The organism is Actinopolymorpha sp. B9G3 (assembly GCF_040120725.1).
Classification (GTDB): domain Bacteria; phylum Actinomycetota; class Actinomycetes; order Propionibacteriales; family Actinopolymorphaceae; genus Thermasporomyces.
On record NZ_JBEEAB010000002.1, the window covers coordinates 518,601 to 535,775 of the forward strand.

Annotated in this window: 13 protein-coding genes; 12 read left to right on the forward strand and 1 reads right to left on the reverse strand. The window is 68.8% G+C overall.

Annotated features, from left to right (window positions below; translation table 11 throughout):
• The first annotated feature begins 74 nt into the window (after positions 1–74).
• From ABNF93_RS05510 to ABNF93_RS05545, 8 genes are all read left to right on the forward strand, one after another.
• On the forward strand, positions 75–1,109 hold the full coding sequence (locus ABNF93_RS05510; protein ID WP_349326434.1) for a class I SAM-dependent methyltransferase: 1,035 nt from the start codon (positions 75–77) through the stop codon (positions 1,107–1,109).
• 118 nt (positions 1,110–1,227) lie between these two features.
• A complete protein-coding gene (locus tag ABNF93_RS05515; RefSeq protein WP_349326435.1) occupies positions 1,228–2,793 on the forward strand; it encodes an SDR family NAD(P)-dependent oxidoreductase in 1,566 nt (521 codons plus the stop codon).
• Positions 2,794–2,812: 19 nt separating this feature from the next.
• Positions 2,813–4,762 (forward strand): hypothetical protein, encoded by a 1,950-nt coding sequence (locus ABNF93_RS05520; protein ID WP_349326436.1) that lies wholly within the window; start codon positions 2,813–2,815, stop codon positions 4,760–4,762.
• A 91-nt stretch (positions 4,763–4,853) separates the two neighbouring features.
• A complete protein-coding gene (locus tag ABNF93_RS05525) occupies positions 4,854–7,001 on the forward strand; it encodes a CDP-glycerol glycerophosphotransferase family protein (RefSeq protein ID WP_349326437.1) in 2,148 nt (715 codons plus the stop codon).
• Positions 7,002–7,188: 187 nt separating this feature from the next.
• Complete coding sequence (locus tag ABNF93_RS05530; protein WP_349326438.1) at positions 7,189–9,231, forward strand: glycosyltransferase; 2,043 nt, start codon at positions 7,189–7,191, stop codon at positions 9,229–9,231.
• A 225-nt stretch (positions 9,232–9,456) separates the two neighbouring features.
• Positions 9,457–10,380, forward strand: coding sequence for an ABC transporter ATP-binding protein (locus ABNF93_RS05535; protein ID WP_349326439.1), 924 nt, complete (start codon positions 9,457–9,459; stop codon positions 10,378–10,380).
• Between the two features lie 12 nt (positions 10,381–10,392).
• A complete protein-coding gene (locus ABNF93_RS05540; RefSeq protein ID WP_349326440.1) occupies positions 10,393–11,196 on the forward strand; it encodes an ABC transporter permease in 804 nt (267 codons plus the stop codon).
• A gap of 18 nt (positions 11,197–11,214) precedes the next feature.
• On the forward strand, positions 11,215–12,015 hold the full coding sequence (locus tag ABNF93_RS05545) for an ABC transporter permease (protein ID WP_349326442.1): 801 nt from the start codon (positions 11,215–11,217) through the stop codon (positions 12,013–12,015).
• A 151-nt stretch (positions 12,016–12,166) separates the two neighbouring features.
• Here the strand turns inward: ABNF93_RS05545 and thiI are convergent, their stop codons facing one another.
• Positions 12,167–13,426, reverse strand: coding sequence for a tRNA uracil 4-sulfurtransferase ThiI (gene thiI, locus ABNF93_RS05550; protein WP_349326444.1), 1,260 nt, complete (start codon positions 13,424–13,426; stop codon positions 12,167–12,169).
• 214 nt (positions 13,427–13,640) lie between these two features.
• Between thiI and ABNF93_RS05555 the strand changes: the two genes are divergently transcribed.
• The 4 genes from ABNF93_RS05555 (at position 13,641) to ABNF93_RS05570 (ending at position 17,046) form a co-directional block, all read left to right on the forward strand.
• Entirely contained in the window at positions 13,641–13,835 is a 195-nt protein-coding gene (locus ABNF93_RS05555; RefSeq protein ID WP_349326446.1) for a DUF3046 domain-containing protein, read from the forward strand.
• Between the two features lie 280 nt (positions 13,836–14,115).
• Complete coding sequence (recA, locus tag ABNF93_RS05560) at positions 14,116–15,147, forward strand: recombinase RecA (protein WP_349326448.1); 1,032 nt, start codon at positions 14,116–14,118, stop codon at positions 15,145–15,147.
• Positions 15,128–15,751 carry a regulatory protein RecX gene (locus tag ABNF93_RS05565; protein ID WP_349326449.1) on the forward strand — a complete coding sequence of 208 codons (624 nt, stop codon included), beginning with the start codon at positions 15,128–15,130 and terminating at the stop codon, positions 15,749–15,751. Before recA ends, ABNF93_RS05565 begins: the two co-directional genes overlap by 20 nt.
• A 107-nt stretch (positions 15,752–15,858) precedes the next feature.
• The gene (locus ABNF93_RS05570) at positions 15,859–17,046 is read left to right on the forward strand and encodes a GNAT family N-acetyltransferase (protein ID WP_349326450.1); all 1,188 of its coding nucleotides are present in this window, start codon (positions 15,859–15,861) and stop codon (positions 17,044–17,046) included.
• Positions 17,047–17,175: the final 129 nt, after the last annotated feature.

Genomic DNA, 17,175 nt, shown 5'->3' on the forward strand with positions numbered 1-17,175 from the left:
GAGCGCCGTCACAGCATCTTCTGATCATCGGATGTCTCGGGGAACTCCGCGATCACCCGACTGAAGGGTGCGGCATGGGCGTTGCGGACAAGGCGGTTGTGCGGTCCCGTTGGTTGCGGTGGGTTCCCGGATGGGCCCGTCCCGCCCTGCGTACGCTGCGGCGTCAGGTGAGGGACATTCTGGCCGGTGGACGCTGGCAGACAGAGGCGGCGAAACTCAGGCGCAGCTGGGCGAAGCTCCCCGCCGAGACACTCGATGACTATCTCGTCAGCGGATATCAGAATCCGCGGATCAACGCGCAGAGCATTCTCGCGCGGCACTTCCTTCTCACCGAGCTGTTCGGCTCGGAGTTCGAGCCGATGATGCGCGAGGAACTCGAGTTCTGCGTGGACGCCAATGCCGCCCTCCGGCGCCGCGCCGGGGAGCTCGGCGTCGCGATGTCCCAGTACACCGATTCGGAGAAGCGGGCCGCCGTCAAGAAGGTCTGCGCGGTCATCGCCGACCGGGAGGGCACCTACGAAAGGAAATGGTCGAAGGCGCTCGCCGGCCGGGAGGCAGACACCCTCCGGGTCCTGGAGTTCGCCTGCGGATCGGCCAACGACTACCGTTTCCTCGACGCCTACGGCATCGCGCGGTTCCTCGACTACACCGGCGTCGACCTCAACGAGGACAACATCCGCAACGCCCGCCAGCGTTTCCCCGTCCGCGGCGCAACGGTGCGGTTCGAACTCGGGAGCATCCTCGATTTGCCGTATGCCGATGACAGCGTTGACTACGTTCTCGCCTTCGACATCTTCGAGCACCTCTCGCTGCCCGCGATGCACAAGGCGATGAACGAGGCCATCCGGATCGCGCGGAAAGGCGTCGTCATCGCGTTCTTCATCATGGTCGACAAGCCTGACCACAACGTCCGGCCGAAGGACTCCTACCACTGGAACGAGCTCAGTGCGGGGAGGATCCAGGAACTGCTGAAGGTGAAGTTTCCGACAGTCAGAGCGATACATATACCGACATTCCTCGCGGCCGACTATGGTGCCGAGCACTCCTACAACCCGAAGGCCTGGACCGTCATCGCCGAGCGTCCCGCAGTTCAGACCAACACCTCGTGAGTGGACGAGCGCGACAAACCGGGCACAGCCGGCGTCCGGCAGGTGGCAGCGCCCACAGGGTGGGCAACTACCATCCCTGGGATCGCACGCACACCGACGAAGGGAAGTGACGAGAACCGTGCCCCAGACGAGGCCCGACCCGACACCCGGCGCCGGGAGCGAGAGACCCGCGTCCGCGCTGCGCAGCATCGCCGTGGTCCTGGCCGGCGGCTCCGGCGAGCGGGTGGGCCTCCGGCTGCCCAAGCAGCTGCTCAAGGTGGCCGGAAAGCCCCTGCTCGAACACACGCTGGAGGTGTTCGAGACCTCACCCGACGTCGACGAGATCTTCGTACTGATGCTGCCCGGCTGGACCGAGGACGCCGAGAAGATCGTCCGTAACGCGGGATTCCGCAAGGTCACCCGGATCCTCGACGGCGGTTCGAGTCGCGACGAGACGAGCCGGCTCGCGATCGCCGCCGCGGGGGACGGCGAGGCCAAGATGCTGTTCCACGACGCGGTACGCCCGCTGCTCGACCACCGCATCATCGCCGACTGCGTGACGGCCCTCGACACCTTCGCCGCGGTCGACGTGGCGATCCCGTCGGCCGACACGATCATCGTCGTGGACGACGGCATCATCACCGACATCCCCAAGCGTGACCGGTTGCAGCGCGGACAGACCCCACAGGCGTTCCGGCTCTCGACCATCCGCCGTGCCTACGAACTCGCGGCCAAGGATCCACAGTTCACGCCCACCGACAACTGCACGGTCGTGCTGCGCTATCTCCCCGACGTCCCCATCACGGTCGTCGAAGGCTCCGAACGCAACATGAAGGTCACGTATCCGATCGACGTGTTCCTCGCCGACCAGCTGTTCCGGCTGGGTTCGCACACCCCGCCGAGTGCCCTGTCGACCGACCAGGCGAGCGCACTCCTGCAAGGGCGGACCCTCGTCGTCTTCGGCGGCAGCTACGGCATCGGTGCCGAGATCGGTGAGGCGGCCAGGGAACTCGGCGCCACCGTCTACAGCTTCAGCAGGTCCGCGACCGGCACCCATGTCGAAGAGCCAGAACACGTGCGGGCGGCGTTGGAGAAGGCGTACGAGGAGACGGGCCGGATCGACTTCGTGGCCGTGACGGCAGGGGTCCTGCACACCGCCGCCCTCGCCGACTGCCCCGACGACGTCATCACCGACAGCCTGCAGGTCAACCTGCTCGGGCCGGTCTACGTCGCCCGGGCGGCGCACCGCTACCTCGCCGAGTCCAGTGGTCACCTGCTGCTCTTCACGTCGAGCTCGTACACCCGCGGGCGGGCGGGCTACAGCCTGTACTCCTCGACGAAGGCGGCGGTCGTCAACCTCACCCAGGCGCTCGCCGACGAATGGGCAGCGGACGGGATCCGGGTCAACTGCGTCAATCCCGAACGCACCCAGACGCCGATGCGCACCCGGGCGTTCGGCGAGGAGCCGCCGGGCACGCTGCTCCCGGCCCGCGACGTGGGCCTCGCCTCCCTCGACGTCCTGCTGTCCGAGCAGACCGGCCACGTCGTCGACGTACGCCTCGAACCCGTACCTGGTCCGGTCACGACGCCGCCGGGCGAGCACGGCGACAGCGACCCGACCCAGCCGATCACCGACGCCCTCGACCACGTGGAAGACGCGGCCGCGGGCGACGACACCCTCGGCGCCGCCGACTACCGCGGATGACTGGATCGGTCGGCTAACCGTGCAGACCATCCAGGTCACCGAACGAGTCCCCTCGCCGAGGCTCGACCGGACCGGCATCGGGCTGGCCGCCGGACTCGCCGCCGCGTACGCGGTCCTCGTCGCGGCCGCCCTGGTGCCCTTGCCGGTCGTCTTTCTTCCGGCCGCTCTGCTGGTCACGGCGTTGGAGGTCGCGGTCGGGTGGCGGGCACCGTTCCTCGCCTGGGCCGCCGGTCGGGTCGGCGCGGGCGCGCCGTGGCGGGGCCTGCTCTACGGGTTGTCCGTGGTCGTCCTCCTGGCCCGGTCCGACTCGCCGTCCGGCTGGTTCGTGACGGCGGTCGCGGGCGTGTTGGCAGTGGTGACGCTGCGGGCGGCCGGCATGGCGTTGTCCGAGCTCGTCCACCGCCAGCGCAGGATGCCGGTCGTGACCCGCGGGCTGTCGCTCGCCCCGGTCGAGATCCCGAGCGCTCCGCACCCCGTGGTCGGGCAGTACCTTCCGCTGTCGCTGGGCTGCCCCGACGTCCTGCTCGCGGCCGGAGCCGCGCTCGGCCTGCTTTCCGGTGCGTACCCGCTGCTCCTCGTCGGCGTGGTGCTGGCGGTCACCCTCGTCGCGGTGGCGGCCGGACTCCTGGGGTTTTCGGCGCTCGCCATGCGGCGGGTGACGAAACCGCGGCTGGAGGCGGCGGTCAACCGGGCGCTGGACAAGGTTGCCCCGGAGGTGGCGCTCTACTTCGGCGGAGCTCCGCAGACCCTCTACCAACTCGAGATGTGGGTGGAGACCCTCGAGCGCCTGGACGTCCCGGCTCTGCTGATCCTCCGTGACCGGGAGAGCCTGCGGGCGCTCGGCCCCACCCGGATACCCGTGCTCTGCATCGAGCACGGAACGGTGCTGATGGGCCAGCCGCTACCGCAGCTACGCGTGGCGATGTACGTCGCCCACTCCGCGAACAACCTGCACCTGTTGCGGCGCAAGGGGGTCCGCCATGTCTTCATCGGACACGGCGACAGCGACAAGGCGGTGACGACCAACCCGTTCCTCAAGGCGTACGACGAGATCTGGGTGGCGGGTCCCGGCGCCAGGGAACGGTTCCGCACCGCCGGCCTGGACATCGACGACTCCCGGGTCCTCGACATCGGACGCCCGCAGCTCGACGCCCTCGTCACCACTCATCGGGAGGTGCAGCCCGAGCAGCTGACCGTGGTCTACGCACCGACCTGGGAGGGCTACGGCGACGAGCCGCACCAGAGCTCGCTCGGCTCGTGCGGAGTCACTCTCGTCCGGCTGCTCCTCGCCGAGCCCGACGTCCGCGTCATCTACCGGCCCCATCCGCTCGCTGGGACCCGCGACCCGGCCGTCGTACGCGCCCATCGGGAGATCCTCGACCTCCTGGGGGCGCAGGAGGTGCCGGCGCCCGTCGCTCCCGCGGAGGCGTACGCCCATGCACGCGACGACCTGGAGGTGGCCCGCTCGCCGGTGCTCACCTCCCGCGCCGAACAGCTGGCGGCCCTCGATGTGTGGGCCGCCAAACAGCTCGCGCCGTACACGCCCGCCCTGCCGTACGCAGCGGACGCACCGGAAAGCACCCCCGAGCCGGTACACCGTGGCCACGTGGTGGCGCCGGGTCCCCACTTCAGCGTCCAGGCATGCTTCGCCGCTGCCGACGTTCTCCTGAGCGACGTCTCGAGCCTCATCACCGACTTCCTGGCCAGCGGACGCCCCTACGCCGTCACCAACCCTGCGGGCCTCTCTGGCGCGGAGTTCGTCGGGCGCTACCCTTCGAGCCGTGGGGGCTACCTCGTCGACCCCGACGGGCACGGGTTGGCCAGCCTGCTCGCCGCCGGGCGGGGCAGCGCCGATCCGGCCGTCGACGAGCGTGCCGCGTTGCGCGAGCAGATCCTCGGCCCCCCTGAACCACCGGCTCTCGAACGCATGCGCCAGGCTGTGACGGCAAAGGACCGATGCCTGACCTGACGCCAGGGTCGGAGTAGGGTCCGCGCCACGACACCGGCATGGCTTCCACCGCCGTCGACGACATCCGGGAGACGATTCCACCGTGTTGCACGTGCTCGCTCCACGAGGGGCCCTGATCGCCGCACTGGCTGCCCTGATCGCGAGCTATGCCGGCCTGGTCGTGACTGCTGTCCTGGCCCGGCCGCTGCTGTTCGCGCTGGTGCTGCTGGTCGCGTCGGCCGTCGACGTGCTGGTCGAACGCCGGTACCGCCCGGTGGTCCTGCTCCTGCGTCGGGCCCAGATCGGGATCTCCCACCGGGCGTTCGCCCAGATCTTCCTGTTCCTGCTCCTGGTGGCCATCACCGACGCCAACCGCGACATGAACCGGGCCGAGCTTCTCGCGATCACCGTCGTGGCACTCGCCATCCCGGTCTGCCGGATCGGCTATCTCGGACTGCTGACCCTGGTCAGCCGCCGGACCCTCCCTCCCGTGGAAGTGCGCGGCATCGAGATGGCGGAGGACCTGCGTCCGGTTGAGCTACCGAAGCTGCTCACCGACGACGCTGCCCTGCGGTTGATGGCTCTGGGCCTGCTTCCGATGATCGCGGGCGCGGTGAGCGTCTACACCAACGCCTTCTGGTCGTTCGGACTCATGGTCGGTTTCTACACCGGCACGGTCGCGGTCGCGAGCCTTCTCCTGGTGCGCCAGCTCGTCCTGCTGGGCCGGCGTCCTCACAGCCAGCGGCTACTCGACGGCGTGAGCGACGCCCTGCACGCCCACGGTCCTGAGGTGGTGCTCTACTTCAGCGGCTCCGCGAACGAGCTCTACCAGGCCGACATGTGGCTGCAGACCCTCGAGCGGATGCCGCAGCCGTGCGTCGTGGTGGTCCGGCAGCGGCACGCCGTGCGCAACCTCGGCCGCACCACTGTCCCGATCGTGGGCATCCCGCGCGGAGTCGACCTGATGAACTTCGCCCTGCCCGACGCGCGGATCGCGCTCTATGTCTCCAACGTCGGCAACAACATCCACTTCCTCCGCGAGCCGCGGATCAAGCACGTCTTCATCGGCCACGGCGACAGCGACAAGGTGGCGAGCTTCAACCCCTTCAGTAAGGTCTACGACCAGATCTGGGTCGCGGGCTCCGCCGGCAGGGAGCGCTACGCGCGCGCCAAGGTGGGCGTACGCGACGAGGACATCGTGGAGGTCGGCCGACCCCAGCTCGACGTCCTGGAGCGCCGGAGCGGACCCGTGCCGACGCCGGGCCCAGGCCGACCGCTCACCGTGCTCTACCTGCCCACCTGGGAAGGCTGGACCGACGATCACTTCCAGACGTCGCTGACGGTGATGGGCCCGGAGCTGGTCCGGCGGCTGCTCGAGTCGAGCGTCCCCGTCCGGCTGATCTACAAGCCGCATCCGCTCACCGGCACCCGTGACCCGGTGGCCGCGCGGGCCGATCGGGAGATCCGCGCCATGATCGAGGCCGCCGCCGACCGCCACGGCGCGGTCGCCGCCGACCAACAGTCCCGCCTGGACATGATCGCCGCTCAGCTGGCCGATCCCGATCTTCCGCCGGCTGAGGCCGAGCGCCTGCAGGGGGAGTGGCACACCATCTACCGGGCGGCCTACGCCGGACGCCCGGTCGTCGTCTCGGACCGCCTGCCCACCCTCTTCGAGTGTTACAACGAGACCGATCTCATGATCGCGGACGTGTCGAGCGTCGTGTCCGACTTCCTGAGCACCGGCAAGCCGTGCGTCGTCGCCAACCCCAAGGGCCTTTCGGAGGAGACGTTCCGCGCGACCTTCCCCAGCACCAGCTCCGCCTACCTGCTCAATCCGGGCGCCGACATCGGTGAGGTCGTCGACACGATCCTGTCCGATGACCCACTCGCCCGGGACCGTGACGTGGCGCGGGCCTATCTGCTCGGTCCCGACGAGCCACCCGCCCAGGAGCGATGGAACACCGCCGCCGACGCGCTGATCGCCGCCGCCGATGTGGAGTGGTCCGGTGAACACGGGGCAGGTCCACGACGTGGCGCCGTCCTTCAGCCCGTCGCGGAGGAGATGGTCGCCGAGGACGGTACGGACACTGAGGGCGGTACGGACACCGAGGATCCGACTGAGCCGTCCGACCCTGCCGAGCTGTCCGACCCTGCCGAGCTGTCCGACCCTGCCGAGCCGTCCGACGCTGCCGAGGTGCCAGGCCGGGACGCGGCGGCGGACGACCTCACCACCAGCAGCACCAGCGCCCGCGACACCTGACCTGCCCCGCCAGACCTTCATTTCTGGGACATTCCGCGCGCTTCGGACTTGGTCGTTTAACGGCTCGATAACTCCTTGTTCCCAGTTGCCACTGACTGTGCCCCCTGACCGGTTTGAGTAGGGGACCCAGCGGGAAGCCAAAGCTCACGCGCAGGAGTCGAGCGGACCACAGGTTTGCGGGGGATTCATGATCAAGGTCAGCGTCGTCGTGCCCGTTTACAACCCGGGTCCCTATCTCGACCGGTGTGTTGACTCGTTGCTCGACCAGAGCCTCACGCCGGAGGAGTACGAGATCGTCTTCGTCGACGACGGCTCCACCGATGCCTCGCCCGCCCGCCTCGACAAGCTGGCGGCCGAACACCCGCACGTGAGAGTCCTGCACCAGGAAAACTCCGGCTGGCCGGGCAAGCCTCGCAACGTCGGCGTCGACCAGGCACGCGGCGAGTACGTCCAGTTCGTCGACCAGGACGACGAGATGGCGCCCGAGGCGCTCCAGCGGATGTACGCCATCGGAGCACGCAACTCCAGCGACATCGTGCTGGGCAAGGTGGCCGGCACGATGACCGCTCCGAGTCATGTGTTCGCCCGCAACGTCGAACGCTGCACGATCGAAGACGCTCCGCTGATCGAGAGCGTGAGTCCGCACAAGATGTTCCGTCGTTCGTTCCTGCAGGACAACGACCTGCGGTTCCCCGAAGGGAAGCGCCGGCTGGAAGACCAGCTGTTCATGGTGCAGGCGTACCTTCGGGCCAAGACCGTCTCGATCGTCGGCGACTACGCCTGCTACTTCTGGAACCGTCGTGACGACCGCGGGAACAGCAGCAGCACCCGGTCGTCGATGCGGGGTTACTACGGCAATCTCCGCGAGGTGATCGACGCGGTGAAGGCCGGTACGGAGCCAGGCGAGCTCCGCAACCGACTGCTGCGCCGCTTCTTCCGGATCGAGATGATGCGCAGGCTGTGCGAGCCGCGGCTGTTGCAGTACTCCGACGGCTACCGCAACGAGGGCTTCCGGGTCGTCCGTGAACTCGCGTTCGCCTGTTTCGCCGGCAGCGACGGAAGGTTCGCGGGTGGCGAGGTCGTGGCCGGCCTCCCGCCGATCATGCGGCTCCGCGCGGCGCTTCTCGAACGTGACCGGCTCGACGGCCTGATGGAGCTTGCCCGGCGCTGCGAGAACGTCCGGGGCTTCGCCACCGTCGACGACCTGCGCTGGGAGAACAGCTCTCTGTGCGCCGACGTGCGGGCCGGCCTCCTGCATGCTGACGGCTCGCCGGTGGTCATCGTGGAGCGGGGCGGGCGGTTCGAGGTCGACCCGTCGTTGGTCTCAGGTCTGTCCACGATCGACTCCTGGGACGCCGGCGATCCGTGCGCGGACGCGACCGCAGAAGTACGCGTGTTCCACCGCGACACCAACCTGTGGTGGTTCGCGCCGACGACACTGCGGGCCACGTTGGTTCCGGTCGGCGCGGGGCGCCAGGACTGCTACCAGGTGGTGCTGGCGGGTACGGCGACGTTCGACCCCCGCACCCTTGCCGGTGGAGCGCCGTTGGAGCCGGGCCGTTACGACATGTGGGTCGCCATCCGGTCACTCGGCCTCGGACGGGCGGTCAGGCTCACCATCGACGGCGGCTCTCGATGGGACGGCGCGCTGATCCCCGCCGTCGTCGGCAACCCGTCGCGCATCATCGTCCCGCACCGTACCCTCCCGCTCGGCCAGCTGTCGCTGGAGATCGACGAACGCAACCAGAGCCTCGCCGGCGAGCTCGCCGCGCGCGGTATCGGTCCGCTGCAGGCGCGCGGTGCCCAGCTGCATCTCGCCGTACCCGTGCAGGCGGCGCCCGGCACCGGTCCACGCGAGGTCGAGGTCGTGATCGGCAGGGCCGGGTCGTCCCGGACTCTGCCTGGCCGGATCCAACCGGCGCAGGAGGCGGTCCTGGCGTTCAATGACGTGACCACCCTGCCGTCGGGCCGGCACCCGTTGTCCCTGCGTACGGACCCGTCCGGACGGCAGCCCGCGATCCCGATCGGCACGGCGGTCGTGCAGGGCGGGCGGATCGTCGGCGTCAGAGGGATCGCGTATCGGGCGATTCCGCGGCGGGTCGTCGCCCGGGTCACGTCGGAGCCGTGGCTGCACCGGCAGGCGTTCCGCGCCATCGCCGCCCTGCCGCCCGGGGCCGCGGACAGGGCTCGTACGGTCGCGCGCAAGCTGTCCCGTTGGTCAGGCGACTAGGTTCCTCGAGCAGCCCGGCCAAGATGATCAACGGTGGCGAATTCGGACACGCGTCCGGCACTGTCCGAATTCGCCACCGTTGATCATTCTTGGCCGTCGTCCGCGTTGATCTCGGTGTCGCATCGACTGGCACCCGCCGGATCCGCGATTACAGTCGTTGCAGGGTCGTCCGGTCGGGCGGGGCAGGCAGGGGCCGGGCAGCCGCGACGTCCGGGGAGGGACGCGGTGGGATCGCTCATCGAGGCGCGGGGGCTGTACAAACGTTTCGACTCGTTCGTCGCCGTTGCCGGGATCGACGTCGAGGTGTCAGCTGGTGAGGTCTTCGGCTTCCTCGGGCCGAACGGTGCCGGCAAGAGCTCGACGATGCGGATGATCGGCTGCGTGTCGCCGATCTCCGGCGGGAGCCTCCGCATCCTCGACATGGATCCGGTCGTCGACGGTTCCCGCATCCGGGCCCGGCTCGGCGTGTGCCCTCAGGACGACTGGCTCGACGAGGAGCTGACGGTCCGGGAGAACCTCGTGATCTACGGCCGCTACTTCGGCATGTCCAGGCGGGCGTGTGCCGACAAGGCAACGGAGCTGCTGGACTTCGCCCAGCTGTCGGAGAAGGCGAGCGCCAAGGTCGCGGACCTGTCGGGTGGGATGAAGCGCCGACTCACCATCGTCCGAGCCCTCGTCAACGATCCCGACATCATGCTGCTCGACGAGCCTACGACCGGGCTCGACCCGCAGGCACGGCATCTCGTGTGGGACCGGTTGTTCCAGCTGAAGCAGCGCGGGGTCACGCTGGTTCTCACCACCCACTACATGGACGAGGCCGAGCAGCTCTGTGACCGGCTGGTCGTCATGGACAAGGGCCGGATCGTCGCCGAGGGTTCGCCGGGCGACCTGATCCGCGCCCACTCGACCCGGGAGGTGGTCGAGTTGCGGTTCGGGGTCGGCGGGCAGGAGAGTGCGGCCGAGAAGGTCGCCGACCTCGCCGACCGGATCGAGGTCCTGCCCGACCGTGTACTCCTGTACACCTACGACGGGGACGCCGCCGCCAACGCCGTGAACAAGCGCGGCCTGGCACCGCAGGGCCTTCTGGTCCGCCGGAGCACCCTCGAAGACGTCTTTCTCCGCCTCACCGGCCGTACGCTCGTCGACTGACCGGGACCTCGCATGGTGACAGCCCGAACGCGGTCGGCCCGGTGGGACAGAGCCCTGCGTGCGTACGAGTACTGGATGGTGTCGTACAAGCGCACCTGGCGCGGCACGATCATCTCGAGCTTCCTCGTACCGTCGCTCTTCCTCGCCGCGATGGGCCTTGGCCTCGGTGCGTACGTCGATGCGGGTGAGGGAAGGTCGGCGCTGGGTGGCCAGACGTACCTGCAGTTCATCGCGCCCGGCCTGCTCGCGGCCACGGCGATGCAAACCGCGTCGTTCGAGTCGTCGTACCCCGTGATGGGTGGCTGGAAGTGGTTCAAGACCTACTTCGCCATGCTGGCGACGCCGTTGGGCGTCGCGGACGTGCTGGTTGGGCACCTGCTCTTCGTCGCGTTCCGGGTGCTCACCACCTGCGTCGTCTACCTCGCGGTGATCACCGCGTTCGGCGCCGTTGCCTCGCCGTGGGGAGTTCTGGCCGTCGTGGCGGGGCTGCTCACCGGGCTCGCGGTCGCGGCGCCGACGTTCGCGATGGCTGTGACGACCGACCGCGACACGATCTTCTCGATGTACTTCCGGTTCGCCATCCTGCCGATGTTCTTGTTCTCCGGCGCGTTCTTCCCGGTCAGCCAGCTGCCGGTGGCCGCCCAGCCGGTCGCTTACGCCACACCGCTGTGGCACGGCGTCCACCTGGCCCGGATGTTCACCCTGGGCGAGCCCACCTGGTGGTGGGTGGCCGGCAATGTCAGCTACCTGTGCCTGTGGATCGGCGTGGGCGTGTGGTGGGCGGCGCGGGGGTTCCGGCGCCGGCTCGTCACGTAGGTGGAGGTGCGTGTGCCCATGGCCGATCTGGTCCTGCGGATGGTCCCGCTACCCCCGCCGCGCGGGCGGGCGTGGTTGCTGGTCGAACGCAACCTCATGGTCTACCGGCACGACTGGCTGGTGCTGGTGTCGGGTTTCTTCGAGCCGCTGTTCTACCTGCTGGCGATCGGAGTCGGGATCTCGCAGCTGGTCGACGGGTTCGTGGTGGACGGGCGGTTGGTGAGCTATCCGGCGTTCATCGCTCCGGCCATGCTGGCCTCGAGTGCGATGAACGGTGCGATCGCCGACACGACGTACAACCTGTTCTTCAAGCTGAAGTACTCGAAGCTGTACGACGCCGTGCTCGCGACCCCGATACGACCATGGGATGTCGCGGCAGGTGAGGTGATCTGGGCCCTCATCCGCGGCGGGCTCTACGCCGCGGCCTTCATCGTGACCATGCTCGTCATGGGACTGCTCGCCTCGTGGTGGGCGGTGCTGGCACTGCCGGCCGCGATTCTGGTGGGGTTCGCCTTCGCCTCGGTCGGCATGGCGGGGACGACGTACATGCGTAGCTGGCAGGACTTCGAGTTCGTCAGCCTCGCGATCCTGCCGATGTTCTTGTTGTCCGCGACGTTCTTCCCGCTCTCGGCCTATCCACCGGTCGGGCAGTTCCTGGTCCAGCTCACGCCGCTGTACCACGGAGTGGTGCTGTTGCGGAGCCTCACGCTGGGGTCACTGTCGTGGGACCTGTTGGTGAGTGTCGGCTATCTGGTGGCGATGGCCGTCGCCGGGTTGTGGCTCGCGTCGCGGCGGATCGGGCAGGTCCTGCTGAAGTGACCCCGCGAAGGGTCTCCTTCACTGCGGCGCTCCCCGACGTGGACCGGGGTGATCATGTTCGTGGTCATGAAGGAAAAGTGGGCACACGTGCCGAGATTCCTTCATGATCATGGGCCGGCGGCGGTTTCTCGCTGAGCGTTCCGACCTCGCGTCAGGCGGCGGCGTGATCGGCCTTGACGGCGAACTCGTGCAGTGTCGCGGCGGAGATCAGTTCGTCGACCAGTGGTTCGAGGTCGAGGCGGCGTTCGATCTTCTCGAGCGCACTCACCTGGGCCTTGGTCTCCGCGAGCGGCGACGCGAACAACGTGCAGCAGTCCTCGTCGGGCATCTTCGAGATCTCCGCCGTGCCGATCCGCTCGGCCTCGGCGACGATCTCGGTCTTGTCCCAGCCGAGCAGCGGACGCAGCAACGGCAGTTCCGCGGCCGCCTCCACCGCCACCAGGTTGGGCAGCGTCTGACTGGACACCTGCCCCAGCGAGTCGCCGGTGACGATCGCCTGAGCGCCCACCTTCGCGCCGAGTCGGGACGCCACGCGCACCATCAGGCGGCGCTGTGCCAGGACCTGCAGCTTGCCGGCGCCCGCCGTGGCGAGCGAGCGCTGGGCGTTGCCGAACGACACCACCCACAGCCGCGAGCCGCCACCGCGGTAGCGGTCGAGACGGGCCGCCAGGGCGTACGCCTTGTAGACCGACTCGGGACCGGTGAACGGCATGCCGGAAAAGTGCACATAGTCGGTCGCGAGTCCGCGCCGCATCGTGCGGTAGCCGGCCACCGGCGAGTCAAAGCCGCCGGACAGCAGGGTCAGTGCCCGCCCGTTGACGCCGACTGGTAGGCCGCCCTGACCTGGCAGTTTCTCGGTGTAGAGCAGGACCTCGTGCCGGTCGATCTCGATGCCGAGTTCGACGTCGGGGTTCCGCAGGTCGACCTCAAGCCCGAGTTCGGCTCGCACGCGGTCGCCGAGGCGGACCGCGATCGCGTGCGAGCGCATCTCGAACCCCTTCCAGCGCCGCCGCGGACGGATCGCGAACGTTGCCGGGCCGTGGTTGGTGCCGCTGGTAATGCCGACTGTCGCGGCGTTGGTGGCGCGGGTGGCAGACCCGTGGCCGTCGCGGTTGTCTCGTGCGTACGGACGAAGCAGGTCCAGAGCGCCGCGTTCGATGGCGGTGAGTGACGGCTTGACCATGACCGCGGGATGGACGAGGGCGAGTCCCAGGACGGCCTGCGTACGTTCGACGAGGACCGGTAGGGGAGCGCCCTTGACGACGAGGACGCCGTAGCGCCGCCGAACCGAGATGTCGCCGAGATCGGCGAGGGTGTTGTCGAGGTTGCGCAGCAGGGTCTCCTCGAACCGCCAGCGGTTGCGACCCTTCAGTGCCAGCTCGCCGTACTTGAGCAGCACACACGACTGCATGAGGTCCTCCTCGGGTGGCCGGCGGACTACTCGGCCGCCGGCGTTCACGCCTGTCCTGGCCCGTCGATACGGCCGCTGCCCGCCGCGCGGCTCCGTGTCCGTGGACCCGCTCCATGGTCCGCCTGCGGACATTCGTACGCCAGTCCGGGGTGCCGGTCTCGCCGTGGTGGTACGCCCGGATGGGTGTTTCGTGCCCATGTCGGATACTGGGTGGGTGCGGCTGACGGAGTTCTGGCGAAGGATGGACCAGCATCTGGGTGACACCTATGCGCGTACCTGGGCGCGTGATCACGTCCTCGCCGACCTGGGTGAGCGTACCGTCCAACAGGCGTTGGACGCCGGGTGGGACGCCAAGGACGTCTGGCGCGCTGTCTGGCGCGCACTCGAGCTGCCGCCGTCCGAACGCTGAGCGCGCGTCCCCGGCGTGTCGCTGGCCTTCGAACACGTGTTCGCCATAGAGTCGTAGTGTGGTACGGAGGTCCCGCCGGCAAGGTGGCGGGTTTTGTCCACAACGCTCGAAACGGCTGCATCGTCCACAGGTGTGTCGGCCACCATGATCGATGTCGGTGGCTACCTCTAACGTCGTGGTCGTGGCAGACAGAGCGCACAGAGACAGTGCACCCAAGGACAGGGCGCAGAAAAAGACCCGGGGTTCCCGGCGAGCCCCCGACCCGACCGGGATGGCGAGCATGGCAGGTCAAGACCGCGAGAAGGCCCTCGATACGGCGATAGCCCAGATCGAGCGGCAGTTTGGCAAGGGGGCGGTGATGCGCCTCGGACAGGAGGGACGCGCCCCGGTCGAGGTGATCCCGTCCGGCGCGATCGCGCTCGACGTCGCCCTCGGCATCGGTGGACTCCCGCGCGGGCGCGTGGTGGAGATCTACGGACCGGAGAGCAGCGGTAAGACGACCATCGCGCTGCACGCGGTGGCGAACGCCCAACGTGGCGGAGGTGTCGCCGGCTTCATCGACGCCGAGCACGCGCTCGATCCGGAATACGCCAAGAAGCTGGGTGTCGACACCGACGCGCTCCTGGTGTCCCAGCCCGACAGCGGCGAGCAGGCGCTCGAGATCGCCGACATGCTGATCCGCTCCGGCGCGCTCGACATCGTGGTCGTCGACTCGGTGGCGGCACTTGTGCCGCGGGCAGAGATCGACGGCGAGATGGGCGACAGTCACGTCGGCCTGCAGGCCCGGCTGATGAGCCAGGCGCTCCGCAAGCTCACCGGTGCGATCAACTCCTCCAGGACCACGGTGATCTTCATCAACCAGCTCCGCGAGAAGGTCGGCGTGATGTTCGGGTCTCCCGAAACGACGACGGGCGGGAAGGCGTTGAAGTTCTACGCCTCGGTGCGCCTGGACGTCCGCCGAATCGAAACGCTGAAGGACTCTCAGGAGGCCGTGGGCAACCGGGTCCGGGTCAAGGTGGTGAAGAACAAGATGGCCCCGCCGTTCCGGCAGGCGGAGTTCGACATCCTGTTCGGTGAGGGCGTGAGCCGTGAGGGAAGCCTGATCGACCTCGGGGTGGAGAACGGTCTCGTCCGCAAGGCCGGTGCCTGGTACACCTACGAGGGCGATCAGCTCGGGCAGGGCAAGGAAAACGCCCGCAAGTTCCTCAAGGACAACCCGGACCTCGCCGAAGAGCTGGAGAAGAAGATCAAGGAAAAGCTCGGCATCGGTCCGCAGGTCGACGCTCCTGCCGATGAGCCAGAGGACTTCTAGGGCGAAGAAGCTGTTGCGTGGCGATGGTGCGGGTGAGGGGGCGAATGCGGATCCCGAGAAGGTTGCCCGTGCCATCGTTCTCCGGCAGCTCACCGTTCAGCCGAGGTCACGCGCCGAACTTGCACGGGCACTCGAGCGGCGAGGCGTCCCCGACGATGTGATCGAGAAGGTGTTGGGCCGGTTCTCTGAGGTCGGCCTCATCGACGATGCCGCGTTCGCCCGCGCCTGGGTCGAATCGCGCCACACCGGCCGTGGGTTGGCGCGGCGGGCCCTCGCGCACGAGCTCCGGCGGCGGGGGGTGGGTGACGCCGAGGTCGGTGAGGCCGTCGACCAGCTGTCCCCGGAGACAGAGCTCGCGACGGCACGAGCGCTGGTGAGCCGGCGCTTGGTGGCGACGCGAGGTCTCGACGGCCAGACCCGGGTTCGGCGGCTGGTGGGGATGCTCGCTCGCAAGGGCTACTCGCCTGGCGTGGCTCTCCGCGTCGTCCGCGAGGCCCTGGCCGATGATGCCGACGAGGAGGAACGCGCGGCCGTCGAGCAGTTCGCCATGGCCGTCGACACGATGGACGATCCCGCTGAGTCGCCCGGCAGTGCCGGCGGTTGAGTGGATCATGCCGTCCCAGGTCAGCCGGGCGGACCGCTGGCTCTCCGGACAACCCGGTCGCCTCGGCGCATCCGGCCCCGTTAGCGTTCCGGGTTATGGCAATAGAGGTGAGGACAGCTCTCGACGGCGACCGTGAACCGATGCACCGGGTCGGCCAGCTGGGCTTCGCGGCCCGGTCTTCTGCGTACGACGAGGAAGCGGACCGCGCGGGAGTCCCGCTCGACCGCCGGCTCGTTGCCACCGACGGCGGCGAGATCGTCGGCAGGCTGTCGGTCTGGGAGCTCGGGCAGTGGTTCGGCGGGCGTCGGGTCCCGATGGGGGGCGTCGGCGGTGTGGCCGTCGATCCGGCGTACCGGGGGAGGGGTGTGGCGAGCGCCCTCATCCGCAGAGCGCTCGGGCAGATGCGCGAACGCGGCGAGGTGCTCTCGACACTCTTTCCGATGAACCACACGCTCTACCGCCGGCACGGCTGGGAGGTCGCGGGAAGCTACCCCGAGCACAAGCTGGATCTCCGTGCTCTGATCGCGCTACCGAGGCCCGCGCGCCCGACTTCGACGCGCCGCGTCGAGGAGCGAGATCTGCCGGCGCTCCGCGAACTCCACGAGGAAGTGTCGCGGGACGAGCCCGGCAACCTGTGGCACGGGCCGGACTTCGCGGCCCGACGTCTCCTCGGGGGCAAGCCGGTCGATCAGGACGCCTACGTCGCCGAACGCGACGGCGGTCTCGTCGGGCTGGTCATCGTCGAGCGCGGCGACGCGGCGGACGATCGTGGCTTCTTCACCTTGACCATCCGCCAGTTGGTCGCCGTCGATCTCGACGCGGAGCTCACGCTCCTACGCCTACTGGGCGCGTTCCATCCCGTTGCCGAGGTCGCCGAGTTGATCGCGCCCCATTCGTTCGCCCTGTCCATGTTGGTGGGTGAACGTGACCTGCGACCGGCTGGGTGGGGGTGGTGCTGGATGTCCCGGTTGGTGGATGCGCCGGGAGCGATCGCCGCACGCGGATATGACGACTCGGTCGACGTCGAGGTCCACCTTGCCCTCACCGATGACACAGCGCCGTGGAACTCTGGCGCCCACGTCCTGAGGGTCAAGGACGGCCAGGCGATCCTCGAACCCGGCGGGCGAGGGGAGGTCAAGCTGGGCGTCGGCCAGCTCGCGTCGCTCTACACCGGCTGGGCCAACCCGCGCCGGCTCAGCAGGGTCGGTCTGGTGGCCGGGGCGACCGAGGCCGATCTCCGCGCGCTTGACCGGGCGTTCGCCGGGCGTACTCCGTGGATGCGCGACTTCTTCTGAGCCTTCCTTCGGAAAGGAAGAGCCTGACGGGCGGGCGTTCGCAGCCACTCGCGAATTGCGGTCTCATTCTGTCCGTGACCTGTCCTATGGTCAGGTCACGACCGCAGGCCACAACCGCGGGCCACGACC